Consider the following 13,581-nt stretch of genomic DNA (forward strand, 5'->3'; position numbering starts at 1 on the left):
GACGAAAAGTCTTTGAGGGGCAGAGTTTTCGACGAAAACTCTGCATCACCGAGGAGGACTTGGAATGCTTGACCTGATCAACGTGAGCTACGACACCCAGATTCCGAACAACGTCGGGCTCTCCGGTGACAAGAAGGTGCTGAAAGCGCTGGAGCGCTGGCACCCGGGTTACATCAACTGGTGGAACGACCTGATCCCGCAGAATTTCCAGGAATCGATGGTCTACCTGCGGACCGCCGTTTCGGTCGATCCCAAGGGCTGGGCGAAGTTCGATTACGTGAAGATGCCGGAGTACCGCTGGGGCGTCCTTCTGGCGCCGCAGGTCGAGGACCGGCGCATTCCCTGCGGCGAGCATGCGGGCCAGCCCGCGTGGCAGGAGGTGCCGGGCGAGTACCGCAACATGCTCAAGCGCCTGATCGTGATCCAGGGCGACACGGAGCCGGGCTCGGTCGAGCAGCAGCGCTTCCTCGGGCTCACCGCGCCGTCGCTTTACGACATGCGCAACCTCTTCCAGGTGAACGTGGAGGAGGGCCGTCACCTCTGGGCGATGGTCTACCTGCTGTTCAAGTATTTCGGCAAGGACGGCCGCGAGGAGGCGGACGACCTGCTGCGCCGCTCTTCGGGGTCGGACGAGGCGCCGCGGATGCTGGGCGCCTTCAACGAGGAGACGCCGGACTGGCTGTCGTTCTTCATGTTCACCTACTTCACCGACCGCGACGGCAAGATGCAGCTTGAATCGCTGGCGCAGTCGGGCTTCGACCCGCTGTCGCGCACCTGCCGCTTCATGCTGACCGAGGAAGCGCACCACATGTTCGTGGGCGAGACCGGCGTGGGCCGCACGATCCAGGCGACCTGCGAGGCGATGAACAAGGCGGGGATCACGGATCCCTACGACATCCACAAGATCCGCGAGATGGGCGTGATCGACCTGCCGACGATCCAGAAGAAGCTGAACCTGCATTACACGCTGTCGCTGGACCTCTTCGGGCAGGAGGTGTCGACCAACGCCGCCAATGCCTTCAACGCAGGGATCAAGGGCCGCTACATGGAGACCCGGATCGACGACGACCACCAGCTGAAGGGCGACACCTACGTGGTGCGCACCGTCAAGGACGGTCTGATCGTCGCGGAGGAGGTGCCGGCGCTGACGGCGATCAACATGCGCCTGCGCGACGATTACGTGCGCGATGCGGCGGGCGGCGTGGGCCGCTGGAACAAGGCGATGGAGAAGGCCGGGATCGATTTCCAACTGACCCTGCCGCACGAGGCGTTCCACCGCCAGATCGGCATCTTCTCGGCGATCAAGGCCGATCCGGAGGGCAACATCCTGTCCGAGGACGACTGGGCGAAGCGCCGCGACGAATGGCTGCCGTCGAAGGCCGACGGCGATTTCATCCAGTCGCTGATGAAGCCGTGTTACGAGCCGGGGCAGTTCGCCTCGTGGATCGCGCCGCCGAAGGTCGGGATCGACAACAAGCCGGGCGACTTCGAGTACGTCAAGCTGCACATGGCCTGAGGCCGCGGGCCGGGTCCGGGGGCGCGCGCGGCGTGGTCCCGGACCTTCGGAAGGACAGGAGAGGGCTGCGATGAGCGACCCGGCGACCAACACGGCCAGCGCCAAGGCCTTCTACGACATGATGTTCAACCAGTGTCGTCCGAGGGAGGCCGTCGCGGCCTACGTGGGCGCCGAGTACATCCAGCACAACCCGCATGTCGCCTCCGGCAAGGAGGGGTTCATCGCCTACTTCGAGCGGATGGCCCGGGAGTATCCCGGCAAGCGGGTGGAATTCGTGCGCACGGTGGCGGAGGGGGACCTGGTGGTCCTGCACTGTCACCAGGTCTGGCCCGACGAAGAATACGCGGGCATCGACATCTTCCGTTTCGACGCGGCGGGCCGGATCGTGGAGCACTGGGATGTGCTGCAGGTGCTGCCCGAGACATCCGCGCACGGCAACGGGATGTTCTGAGAGACAATGAAACGGGTCGGGAGGGCCTTGGGATGCAGATGGAACGCAAGATCGGCCACGCACCGCGCGTGGCGGCACTGGGCGAGGAGTTCCTTGCCGGACAGGGGGGATGCCCGGGGTGCATCGGCTGCACGGGCTGCCGCGGGCTTTGCGCGCAGCTGATCGAGATGCTCTCGGTCCCCGAGGCGGTGCTGCGCCGCGACTGAGCGCGGCCCTGGCCCCTTGCCCACCCAGACAGTCACAGAGGTGTCCCCGGCGCGGGACCCCGTGGGAGGATTGATGAACAAGCCGCTGAAACAGCACCTGATCGACCCGGAGATCTGCATCCGCTGCTACACCTGCGAGATGACCTGTCCGGTCGAGGCGATTACCCACAACGACGAGAACGTCGTGGTGGACCCGGACAAGTGCAACTTCTGCATGGACTGCATCCCGGTTTGCCCCACGGGGTCCATCGACGAGTGGCGCGTGGTGCGCGAGCCCTATTCGCTGGACGCGCAGTTCGGCTGGATGGAACTGCCGGAGCAGGAGGACCTGGGCGCCGACGAGGCGGAAACCGGCCTCGAGGCGCTGGACGAGGCGATGGCGGCGCTTCTGGCGGAGGCGCATTCGGGGGCGGGCGGCAAGGCGAAGGCGCCGGCCTCGGCGGCGAAGGCGACGGTGAACCTCTATACGCTGGGCAAGCCCGCGACCGCGAAGGTGACGGGCATCGTGCCGCTGACCAAGGACCCGGAGCACGACGTGCGCCACATCATCCTCGACTTCGGCGGCCAGCCCATGCCGGTGCTGGAAGGCCAGTCCATCGGGATCGTCCCGCCGGGCGCGGATGCGGAGGGCAAGCCCTTCCTGCCGCGGCTTTACTCGGTGTCGAGCCCGCGCGACGGCGAGCGGCCGAACTACAACAACGTCTCGCTGACGGTGAAGCGGGAGAAGGGCGGGCTCTGCTCGAACTACCTGTGCGACCTGAAGGTCGGCGACGAGGTGCGGGTCACCGGCCCCTTCGGCGCGACCTTCCTGATGCCCGACGACCCGGAGGCGCGGCTTCTGATGATCTGCACCGGCACCGGCTCGGCGCCGATGCGGGCCTTCACCATGCGGCGCCAGCGCACGGTGGGCGGCAGGTCGGGGGGCATGGTGATGTTCTTCGGCGCGCGCACGCCCGACGCGCTGCCCTACTTCGGCCCGCTGAAGAAGGTGCCGGAGGCGCTGCTGGAGCAGCACCTCGTCTATTCGCGCCAGGGGGAGGCGAAGGAATACGTGCAGGACCGGATGCGGGCCGAGGAGGACCGGGTGGCGGAGCTGCTGGGCGATCCGAAGACCCACGTCTACATCTGCGGCCTGCGCGGCATGGAGGAAGGGGTCGAGAAGGCGCTGACCAACATCGCCGAAAGCATCGGTCAGCAATGGACGGCGCTGCGCGACGGGATGCGCGACGAGGGGCGCTATCACGTGGAGACGTACTGAGCGGGCGGGGGCCGTGCGTGGGGGCCAGCCCCCACACCCCCGGAGTATTTCGGAAGCAAAGAAGCAGGGGCGGGGTCGCGGTTTTTCCGGCCTTTGGCCGATGATCGCAGGAGTGGTGTATGGGGCAGCCGTTCGAGCATGAGATCCGGGTGACATGGGGGGACTGCGATCCGGCGCGTATCGCCTATACCGCGCGCATCCCCTGGTTCGCGCTGGATGCGATCAATGCCTGGTGGGAGGAGAAGCTGGGGGACGGCTGGTTCCAGATGGAACTGGACCGCGGCGTCGGCACGCCGTTCGTCAACATGACCATCGATTTCCGCAGCCCGGTCACGCCGCGCCACCGGCTGATCTGTGCCGTGCGCCCGGTGCGGCTGGGCGAGACCTCGGTGAGTTTCGAGGTGCTGGGGCGGCAGGACGGGGTCCTGTGTTTCGAGGGGCGCTTTACCTGCGTGTTCATCGATGCGCCCACTTTCCGCAAGGCGCCGCCGCCGGAGGATATCCGAGCGGTGGTGGAGGCGCATCTGGACTGAGGGGCGTGTGTGATGTGGGGGCCGGTTTGGCGTTGCCACCGCGGGCGAAGCAGCTAGTGTGTGCACTATAATTCATAACGGTGCGAACGGGATGAGCAAGGCTGGGCCGCTGACACAGGACATGGCGACGCGCGGGGCGGAGGCGGACCGGGCCGTGGAGGCCCTGCTGGCGCGCGTGGGCGAGCGCGTGCGCCGCGCCCGCGAGGCCCGTCACATCCCGCGCCGCGTGTTGTCGGAGATGTCGGGTGTCTCGCCGCGCTACCTCGCGCAGCTGGAGACCGGCGAGGGCAACATCTCCATCGGGCTTCTGACCAAGGTGGCCTGCGCGCTCGACCTGTCGGTGGAGCGGCTGGTGGGCGAGGACGATCCGTGGTCGTCCGAGGTGCTGCGCATGTCCGAGATGTTCCGCCGCGCCGACCGGGGGATGCAGGCCCGCGTGCTGGCGATGCTGGAGGCGCAGGCGCCGGAGGGTGCGCGGGCGCAGCGGGTGTGCCTTGTGGGCCTGCGCGGCGCGGGCAAGTCGACGCTGGGGCGGCTGGCAGGTGAGGCGCTGGGCGTGCCGTTCCTGGAACTGAACGCGGAGATCGCGCGGATCGGCGGGATGCCGGTGGCGGAGATCATGGCGCTTTATGGGGCCGAAGGCTACCGGGAGATGGAGGCGGAGGCGCTGGAAGGCGTGATCTCGGCCCACGAGCGGATCATCCTGGCGGTCGGCGGCGGGCTGGTGGCGGAAAGCGTCACCTACGAGCGGGTGCTGGAGCGGTTCCACACGGTCTGGGTCAAGGCCTCGCCGGAGGAGCACATGGCGCGGGTGCGCGCGCAGGGCGACCTGCGGCCGATGGCCGGCCAGCCCGAGGCGATGCAGCAGCTGCGCACCATCCTGCGGGCGCGCGAGGTGCTGTACGAGCGGGCGCATGCGCAGCTCGACACCAGCGGCGCCGGCCTTGACGAGAGCCTGGAGGCGATGAAGACGCTGCTGGCGGACGAGGGATTTCTGGACTGACAGGCGGCAGGGGCTGCCGCGGAAGGAGTGACGGATGGCTGTGAGCTGCCGCAGAGAGGGCACGGCCCTGATCGTGACATTGGACAACCCGCCGGTGAACGCCATCGGCCTCGCGGTGCGCGAGGGGCTGGCCGCGGCGCTGGAGCGGGCCGGGACGGAAGAGGCGCTGAGCCGCGTGGTGCTGACCGGCGCGGGCCGGGCCTTTGCCGCGGGCGGCGACGCGCGGGAGTTCGACGCGCCCGCCGTGGCGCCGCACCTCAACGACATCGTGGCGGGCATCGAGGCCTGCGATGTGCCCTGGGTGGCGGCGATCAACGGCGTGGCGCTGGGGGGCGGCTGCGAGCTGGCGCTGGCCTGCCGCTACCGGATCGCGGCGCCGGGGGTGCAGATCGGCCTGCCGGAGGTCACGCTCGGCGTGGTGCCGGGGTCGGGCGGGACGCAGCGGCTGCCGCGGTTGATCGGCATGGCGGCGGCGCTGGACATGATCCCCACGGGCAAGCCGGTCAGCGCGGAGAAGGCGGAGGCGCTTGGGCTGGTCGACGGGCTGGCGGAGGACCCGCTGGCGGTGGCCCTGGGGCTGGACGTGGGGACGCTGGCGCTGGCCACGCCGGTCTGCGACCTGCCCGCGCCTGAGATGGACGCAGAGGCGGTGGAGGCGGCGCAGGCGCTGGCGGCGCGGAAGATGCCGCAGCAGGTGGCGCCGCTGACGGCCATCGCGCTGATCGCCTCGACCCCGGCGGTGACGCTGGCGGCGGGGCTGGCGGAGGAGCGCACCGCCTTCCTTACGCTCCGCGCGGACAGCCAGGCGCGGGCGCTGCGGCATGTCTTCTTTGCCGAACGGGGGGCGAAGGCGCCGGCGGGGCTGGAGGCCGCGCCGGGCGACACCGGCCACGTGGCGGTTGTCGGCGGCGGCACGATGGGGGCGGGGATCGCCTACGCCTGTATGAACGCCGGGCTGCGGGTCACCCTGCTGGAGACCGACGCCGACGGGGTGGCGCGGGCGGAGGCGAACGTCGGGAAAATCGTCGAGGCCTCGCTGAAGCGCGGCCTGATCTCGGCGGCGGGCGGGGAGGAGCGCCGCGCGCGGCTGGCGGTGACATCGGATTACGCTGCGGCGGCGGGCGCGGGGCTGGCGATCGAGGCGGCCTTCGAGTCGATGGAGGTGAAACGCGAGGTCTTCGGCCGGTTGCAGGCGGCGCTGGCGACTGACGCGGTGCTGGCGAGCAACACCTCCTACCTCGACCTGAACGAGATCGCGCGGTCGGTGGACGATCCGTCGCGGGTGGTGGGGCTGCACTTCTTCGCGCCCGCGCACATCATGAAGCTGCTGGAGATCGTGAAGGGGGAGGCGACATCGGACCGGGCGCTGGCGACGGGCTTTGCGCTGGCGAAGACGCTGAGGAAGGTGCCGGTGCTGGCCGGGGTCTGCGACGGGTTCATCGGCAACCGCATCCTCGCACGCTACCGCGAGGCGGCGGACACGGTGTTGATGGACGGCTCCACGCCCTGGGAGATCGACGAGGCGATGGTGGATTTCGGTTACGCCATGGGCCCTTACGAGGCGCAGGACCTGTCGGGGCTGGACATCGCCCACGCCAACCGGCGACGGCAGGACGCGACGCGCGACCCGGCGCGGCGCTACATTCCCATCGCCGACCGGATGGTGGAACTGGGCAAGCTGGGGCGCAAGACCGGGGCGGGCTGGTATCGCTACCCGGGCGGCGGCGGCAAGGTGGAGGACCCGATCGTGGCGGACCTCGCGCTGGAAGAGGCGCATTTCGCCGGGATCGCGCGCGTCGACTACGCACCGGACGAGATCCGCGAGCGGCTGCTGCTGGCGATGATCAACGAGGCGGCGGACATCCTGGGCGAGGGGATCGCGGCCTCGGCGCGCGACATCGACCTGGTGACGGTCTTCGGCTACGGCTTCCCGCGCTGGCGCGGCGGGCTGATGTGGTACGCGGACGAATGGGGCGTGCCGGAGATCGTGGCGAAGCTGAAGGCGCTGGCGGAGGAAGACCCGGTCGTCTGGAAGATTTCGCCGGTGCTGCAGGACTGCGCGGCCACCGGAACGCCGCTGGCGGAGTGGCGGCGCGCCTGAGGGGTTTCGCCTCGCTGGCGCGAGGCGACCGGCGCGCCCTTCGGGCGCGATGGGGGCTTTGGCTCTGAAGCGTTGGCTTGCCGGAGGGGGCGCGAGGGCGTGGAGGCCCCGCCTTTTCAGGTATTTATGACCAAGATGAAGGGGAGCGCGTGCCTTGTCCTTCATCTTGGCAAAAATACCTGACTTCGCCGAGATTGTCAGTCCGCGTGCCGTTCGGGCAAGGGGGCGGCGGTGGCCACTCAGTTCATGTCTTCGATCAGGCGGCCGTGGCGTTTCGTTTCCGCGAGGACGTCCGAGAGCGTCGCCATGCCGCGCGCCTCCAGCATGGGGAGCATGCGGCTGAAGACCTCTGCCGTGGCGTGGGCGTCGCCCAGTGCGGTGTGGCGCAGGTCCGGCGGGATGGTCACGGCCAGGCGGTCGCAGAGCGCGTCGAGCGTGTGGGTCTGCGACGCGCCGAAGAGGATCGCCGACAGCAGCACCGTGTCGAGGATCGGGTGGGTCCATTCCACGCCCATGCGTGCCTTGTGGCGGTGCAGGAAGGCCATGTCGAACGGCGCGTTGTGTGCCACGATCACGCTGTCCCGGGCGAAGGTGTGGAAGCGGCGCCCGGCCTCGGCGATGCCCGGGGCCGTGGCGACCATCGCATCGGTCACGCCGTGCACCTTCGAGGAGGCGGGCGGGATCGGGCGGCCCGGGTTGACGAGCTGGTCCATGCGCTCGCCCGGCACGATGCGTCCGTTGACGATGCGCACCGCACCGATCTGCACGATCTCGTCCTTGTGGGGAAGGAGGCCCGTCGTCTCGGTGTCGAACACCGTGTAGGTCAGCCGTCCGAGCGGCATGGCGTCGAGCGCGCCGGGCGCCTGGTCGAGCAGGGCGAAGTCGTAGGTCAGGGGGCGGGCGGCCTCGGGCGGGAGGTCGAGGTGCGAGGCATCCACGAGGATGATGTAGCCGCCGCCGTCCATCGGGCGCAGCCTTGCGTCGTAGCTTTGCGCACCGTCGTGGCCGGGCAGGGTGGCCGTGACCTCGCGCCCGGTCCTGTTCATCTGCTTGCGCAGTCCCTTGAGCGCCGCGCCGTCGAAATAGTCGGTCACGGGCGCGTTCAGCCGGGGGATGCCCTGCGAGGCCAGCACCTCGGCGGCCTGCCCGTCGTAGAGCACGATCTGGTCGGCGTTGCCCACGAGGATCGTGGCGACGGGGATCTCGGTCAGCAGCGCGGTCAGGCGGGCCTTCTCGGATTCGAGGCGCGCGGTTTCGGCTGCGATGCGGTCGGCGCTGGCCAGCGTGCTGGCGGAGAGCTGCGAACTGAGCGCCGAGGCGGCGGGGCCGAGGTCGCCCAGGTAGCGCGCGGCATCGGCGTCGACGCGGGTGGCGATCCCGGCATGTGCCCTGGCGCGGAGTTCGGCAGAGAGGCGTTCGATGGGTTTGGCCACGTTCTCGTCGAACAGCAGCCAGATCCCGGCGCAGAGCGCGGTGAAGCCGAAGGCGATGAGGATCGCGGCGAGGGTGAAGCCGTTGGCGTCATCCGTCCTCAGCGCCCGTGTGTAGCCGAACCACAGCGCCGCGCCCGCCAGCGCCGTGCCGCCGAGCGCGATCACGCAGAAGAACAGGAAGATCCGCAGTCGGAGGCTGAGGCCGGAGAACATGTCACGCCGCCTCGCAGACGGTCTGCACGATCGGGTCGTCGGCGCCCACGTCGCGCCAGACCGGGGGCGAGTCGTCGCCGAGGGCCGGGTCGGCGCGGCGCCCGGCGTCGCAGTCGATCATGATGTCGACGATGGTGACGGGTTTCCAGCGGCCGAAGAAGTAGAGCTTTGTCAGGAAGGTCTGCGGGGTTTCCATGTTGGGCCTCAGGCGCCCGGTCTCGACCGCGACGAAGCGGTCGGTCATCGGCACGACGTAGGTCCATGGCCGCCACGGCGCGCTGGAGGTGACGGATTGCGCCACGGTCAGCCCCTCGGGGAGGTTGTCCGCCATACGCCCGTACCAGCTGTATTCGGAGGAGATCGTCGCCGCCAGCATCGCCGCGCCCGCGCCCACCGGTATCAGCCATTTCGGCAGCCGCGTGACCCGCGTCAGCAGCAGCATGGCACCGGCCCCGGCGAAGCCCGCGAAGATCACGGCCAGTAATTCCAGGAACATCGTCTCTCCTCCTTCACGGGGTGTGCGCCGGACGGGTCCGGGCCTTGCCCCTTGTCCTTCAGCCCCGCGGGGCCGCCTTGGGGCGCCGCGCGGGGGGCGACGGACGCGCCCATGCCGTCGCCTGTCCCTGCCTGTCCGCGGCCTGCGTGGCCACCGGATCTTTCATCTTTTGCGCCGCACCGCCGCCTGCCCGGGGCTTCGCCGGTTCGCGGCTTGAAAGGTCCCCCGGACCTTTCATCGGCTGGGCCGCACCGCCGCTCACCCCAGCATACCCTTACCGTGTCCCAGTGCCGATTGCAGCGACTTCACCACGACGAAGGCGTTGCGCAAATGACTTCGCTCAAAGTCGGAGAGGCTGGAGGGCGCGAGGTAGTTGTCCGGGGCCTCGCCGGCCTTGGCCTGCCGGGCCTGATGTTCCAGCCGCGTCTCGGCGATCAGGTCGTAGGCGTCGATCAGGTCCTGTCCGCCGCTCTGGCTGAGGACGCCCGCGGCGACCGCCGCCTCCAGCCGCGCGCGGGTGTTGGCCATGGCCAGCCGTCCCTGCAGGGCGTAGACGCGGCCGAGGTCCACCACCGGCACGACGCCGGAATGCTTCAGGTCGATGCGGTTCTTGTATTCGCCCGAGCGGATCGTGGCGAAGCCGCGCAGGAGGCCCAGCGGCGGCGTGTGTTTGAGGGAGTTCGACACCATGTGGGCCACGAAGATCGAGTTCTTCGAGGCTTCGCGCAGGGTGTCGTGCTGCAGCGCGTCGAGCAGGGCGGGGTCGCCGCCGATGGCGCGCAGGTCGAACATGACGGAGGCGAGCATCTGCGCCTCGGGGCTGGGCTTGCCGATCCAGTTGCGGAAATAGCCGCGCCAGGTGGCGAGCGGCTGGCACCAGCGCGGGGCAGAGGCCATCATCTCGCCCGGGCAGAAGACGTAGCCGCAGGCGTCGAGGCCGGTGGTGACCTCCTGTGCCAGCGCGGTGAAATAGGGGCGCATGTCCTCGGTGAAGTCGTCCGAGAGGATCAGCACGTTGTCCTGGTCCGAGACGCCGGTCTGCTCCTGCCGGCCCTGGCTGCCGCAGGCGGCCCAGAGGTAGGGGACCGGGGGGCGGCCCAGCCTGGCCTCTGCCAGCGTCAGGAGCCGCCGGGTGGCGGTGTCGGCAATGTCGGTGATCAGCCGGGTCGTGACCTCGTGCCGGTTGCCGCCCGCGACGAGCTGCACCAGCAGTTGCGGGATGCGGGCAGTGACGCGGGCCATGGCCTGCACGTCACCGGCCTGCGCGATCTCGGACACCAGCTCGGCCGAGGTCATCGCCTGGAAGCGGGTCAGGTCGGTCTGGGTGACCATGCCGACGAGGCGCGGCCCCTCGGTGATCGGCACGTGGCCGATGCGCCGCTCCATCATCATGTGCAGCACGTCGGAGCCGATGGCCGAGGGCGGCAGCGTCACGGGTGCTGCGGTCATCACCCGGGTCACGGGCGTGTCGAGCGGCAGGCCGCCGCCCACCACCTTGCCCGAGAGGTCGCGGACGGTGGCGATGCCGCGCAGCATGCCGTCCTCGGTGATGCAGATCGAGGAGACGTGGCGCTCGTCCATCATGCGCGCTGCCTCGCGGACGGTCGTTTCGGGCGGGCAGGTGAGGGTGCGGGTGGCCATCAGCGTCTCGACCCGGCTGGTGGCGAGGTCGGCGCGCCGGGGCTTGGCGGCGCGGCCCCGGTCGAAGAACTTCGCCACGGCGGGCTGGGTCTCGACGAGGCGCAGGAAGTCGGGGCGGGGCAGGACCAGCAGGAGCGAGTCCTCGGTCGTGCGGGCGGAGGTCACGGCGCGGCCGTCGCGGGTCAGGCCGCGTTCGCCGAAGGAGTTGCGCGGTCCCAGCGCGGAGATCTGCACGTCGTTGCGGTCGCGCACGGCGACGCCGCCGGAATGGATCAGGTAGAGCCCCTCGAGCGGGGCGTCGAGTTCGTAGACCGGCTGGTCCGCGGCGATGCTCTGCGGACGGAAGGCGGGCAGCAGCTCCTCGAGCACCTCGGGCGCAAGCGCGTCGTAGGGGTGGACCGAGGTCAGGAACCTGCGCAGGGCGTCTTTGTCGATCGGCATCACGGGTCCTTTGCCAAGAACGTGTGCCCGGCATAACGCGGGGCCTTGCGGAAAGGGAAGGGACGTCGCGCCCGGTCGGGTCTTTTCGGGGCCGCCGCGGCCCGGCCTGCGCGCTGCGTGGTCAGCAAGGCGGGGCAGGGCGGTCGAAAAAGGCCGGACCCGCGGGGGCGGATCCGGCCGTTGCCTGTCGGTCTGGTCGCTGGCCTCAGTGGCCGTCGACCGCGGTACCTGCACCGCGCGGGATGCGGACCGATTCAACCAGTTCCTCGATCTCGCGCGGGATCGGCTTGGTCATCGACGACACGGTGAAGGCCACCGCGAAGTTGATGAGCGCGCCCACCGCACCGAAGGAGGTGGACTTGATCCCGATGAACAGCGGCGCCGCGTCGGTGTAGCTGTTGGTGTCGGGGATGAAGAACCAACCCTTGTGCAGGAAGATGTAGACGAGGGTCACGATCAGGCCCGCAAGCATGCCGGCCACCGCGCCCTTGTTGTTCACCTTCGAGAAGATGCCCATCATCAGGACCGGGAAGATCGACGCCGCGGCGAGGCCGAAGGCAAGCGCCACCGTCTGTGCCGCGAAGCCCGGGGGGTTGAGACCGAGCCAGGTGGCGACGGCGATGGATACGGCCATGGCGACGCGGGCCGCCATCAGTTCGCCCTTCTCCGAGATGTTCGGGGTCAGCTGGCCCTTCATGAGGTCGTGGCTGACGGCCGAGGAGATGGCGAGCAGGAGACCGGCCGCGGTCGAGAGCGCGGCGGCGAGACCGCCGGCGGCGATGAGGCCGATGACCCAGCCGGGCAGGTTGGCGATTTCCGGGTTCGCGAGAACCAGGATGTCGTTGTTGAAGTTGGTCAGCTCGTTGCCGGTCCAGCCTTCTGCGGTGGCCCGTTCCTGCATGTCGGGCGACTTGTCGTTGTAGTACTGGATGCGGCCGTCGCCGTTCTTGTCTTCCCAGCCGAGCATGCCGGTCTGCTGCCAGGTTGCCATCCAGTCGTACTCGGGGTCGTTCTCGATCTGCTCGATGCTCACGGCCTGCGCCGCGGTGCCTTCGGGCCAGAACTGCTGGGTGATGTTCAGGCGGGCCATTGCGCCCACGGCCGGGGCCGTCAGGTACAGCAGCGCGATGAAGACCAGGGCCCAGCCCGCCGACCAGCGTGCGTCAGAGACCTTCGGCACGGTGAAGAACCGCATGATGACGTGCGGCAGACCGGCGGTGCCGATCATCAGCGACAGGGTGAAGAGCACCATGTTGAGCGTGTCGCCGTTGTGCGCCGTGTACTGGTTGAAGCCCAGGTCGGTGACGATCTGGTCCAGCGTCGTCAGCAGCGGCGTGCCGTCCGCGGTCGAGCCGAAGAGGCCGAGCGCCGGGATCGGGTTGCCGGTCAACTGCAGCGAGATGAAGATCGCCGGGATGGTGTAGGCGAGGATCAGCACGACGTACTGCGCGACCTGCGTGTAGGTCACGCCCTTCATGCCGCCGAACACCGCGTAGGCGAACACGATCACCGCGCCGATCAAGAGGCCGGTGGTGGTGTCGACCTCGAGGAAGCGGCCGAAGGCCACGCCGACGCCGGTCATCTGGCCGATCACGTAGGTGATGGAGGCGATGATCAGGCAGAGCACCGCGACAAGGCGCGCGGTCGGCGAGTAGAAGCGGTCGCCGATGAACTCGGATACGGTGAACTTGCCGAACTTGCGCAGGTAGGGCGCGAGCAGCAGGGCAAGCAGCACGTAGCCGCCGGTCCAGCCCATCAGGAAGGCGGAGTTGTCGTAGCCGGTGAAGGCGATGAGGCCCGCCATCGACAGGAACGACGCCGCGGACATCCAGTCCGCCGCGGTGGCCATGCCGTTGGTGACCGGGTGAACGCCGCGGCCTGCGGCGTAGAATTCCGATGTGGAACCCGCACGGGCCCAGATCGCGATGCCGATGTAGAGCGCGAAGGACGCGCCCACGAACAGCAGGTTGATGGTAAACTGATCCATGGCTCTTATTCCTCGTCCACGCCGAATTCTTTATCGAGCTTGTTCATCCGCCAGGCGTAGAAGAAGATCAGCGCCAGGAAGACCAGGATCGACCCCTGCTGGGCAAACCAGAAGCCCAGGTCGGTGCCGCCCACGGCGATGCCGGACAGCAGCGGGCGCAGCAGGATGCCGAAACCGAAGCTGCACAGCGCCCAGATGACGAGGCAGATGATGATGAGGCGCAGGTTGGCTTGCCAGTAGCTCTTGCCAGCCTCAGCCTGCGCGGCCGAATTTGTGGTATGGTCCGCCATGTTGCGGGTCCT

Annotated in this window: 12 protein-coding genes; 7 read left to right on the forward strand and 5 right to left on the reverse strand. The window is 69.0% G+C overall.

Annotated features, from left to right (window positions below):
• Window positions 1–64: 64 nt before the first annotated feature.
• The 7 genes from boxB (at window position 65) to CDO87_RS17770 (ending at window position 7,068) form a co-directional block, all read left to right on the forward strand.
• Complete coding sequence (boxB, locus tag CDO87_RS17745; protein ID WP_100930010.1) at window positions 65–1,516, forward strand: benzoyl-CoA 2,3-epoxidase subunit BoxB; 1,452 nt, start codon at window positions 65–67, stop codon at window positions 1,514–1,516.
• A 70-nt stretch (window positions 1,517–1,586) separates the two neighbouring features.
• Complete coding sequence (locus CDO87_RS17750; protein WP_100930011.1) at window positions 1,587–1,967, forward strand: nuclear transport factor 2 family protein; 381 nt, start codon at window positions 1,587–1,589, stop codon at window positions 1,965–1,967.
• A gap of 32 nt (window positions 1,968–1,999) precedes the next feature.
• Entirely contained in the window at window positions 2,000–2,173 is a 174-nt protein-coding gene (locus CDO87_RS26835) for a hypothetical protein (protein WP_157815031.1), read from the forward strand.
• Between the two features lie 73 nt (window positions 2,174–2,246).
• Entirely contained in the window at window positions 2,247–3,431 is a 1,185-nt protein-coding gene (gene boxA, locus CDO87_RS17755) for a benzoyl-CoA 2,3-epoxidase subunit BoxA (protein WP_100930012.1), read from the forward strand.
• Window positions 3,432–3,550: 119 nt separating this feature from the next.
• Window positions 3,551–3,964 (forward strand): thioesterase family protein, encoded by a 414-nt coding sequence (locus tag CDO87_RS17760; RefSeq protein WP_100930013.1) that lies wholly within the window; start codon window positions 3,551–3,553, stop codon window positions 3,962–3,964.
• 91 nt (window positions 3,965–4,055) lie between these two features.
• The gene (locus CDO87_RS17765; protein WP_100930014.1) at window positions 4,056–4,967 is read left to right on the forward strand and encodes a helix-turn-helix transcriptional regulator; all 912 of its coding nucleotides are present in this window, start codon (window positions 4,056–4,058) and stop codon (window positions 4,965–4,967) included.
• 34 nt (window positions 4,968–5,001) lie between these two features.
• Window positions 5,002–7,068 (forward strand): 3-hydroxyacyl-CoA dehydrogenase NAD-binding domain-containing protein, encoded by a 2,067-nt coding sequence (locus CDO87_RS17770; protein ID WP_100930015.1) that lies wholly within the window; start codon window positions 5,002–5,004, stop codon window positions 7,066–7,068.
• Between the two features lie 239 nt (window positions 7,069–7,307).
• Here CDO87_RS17770 and CDO87_RS17775 read toward each other — a convergent pair whose 3' ends face one another.
• From CDO87_RS17775 to CDO87_RS17795, 5 genes are all read right to left on the reverse strand, one after another.
• Window positions 7,308–8,714 carry a 3'-5' exonuclease gene (locus tag CDO87_RS17775; protein ID WP_100930016.1) on the reverse strand — a complete coding sequence of 469 codons (1,407 nt, stop codon included), beginning with the start codon at window positions 8,712–8,714 and terminating at the stop codon, window positions 7,308–7,310.
• 1 nt (window position 8,715) lies between these two features.
• On the reverse strand, window positions 8,716–9,210 hold the full coding sequence (locus tag CDO87_RS17780) for a hypothetical protein (RefSeq protein WP_100930017.1): 495 nt from the start codon (window positions 9,208–9,210) through the stop codon (window positions 8,716–8,718).
• A gap of 258 nt (window positions 9,211–9,468) precedes the next feature.
• Window positions 9,469–11,292: a DUF294 nucleotidyltransferase-like domain-containing protein gene (locus CDO87_RS17785; protein ID WP_100930018.1), complete on the reverse strand. Its 1,824-nt coding sequence runs from the start codon at window positions 11,290–11,292 to the stop codon at window positions 9,469–9,471.
• A 205-nt stretch (window positions 11,293–11,497) separates the two neighbouring features.
• Complete coding sequence (locus CDO87_RS17790; RefSeq protein WP_100930019.1) at window positions 11,498–13,279, reverse strand: sodium:solute symporter family protein; 1,782 nt, start codon at window positions 13,277–13,279, stop codon at window positions 11,498–11,500.
• A gap of 5 nt (window positions 13,280–13,284) precedes the next feature.
• A complete protein-coding gene (locus CDO87_RS17795; RefSeq protein ID WP_100930020.1) occupies window positions 13,285–13,569 on the reverse strand; it encodes a DUF4212 domain-containing protein in 285 nt (94 codons plus the stop codon).
• Window positions 13,570–13,581 lie beyond the last annotated feature (12 nt).

Source organism: Sagittula sp. P11 (genome assembly GCF_002814095.1).
In the GTDB taxonomy this organism is placed as follows: domain Bacteria; phylum Pseudomonadota; class Alphaproteobacteria; order Rhodobacterales; family Rhodobacteraceae; genus Sagittula.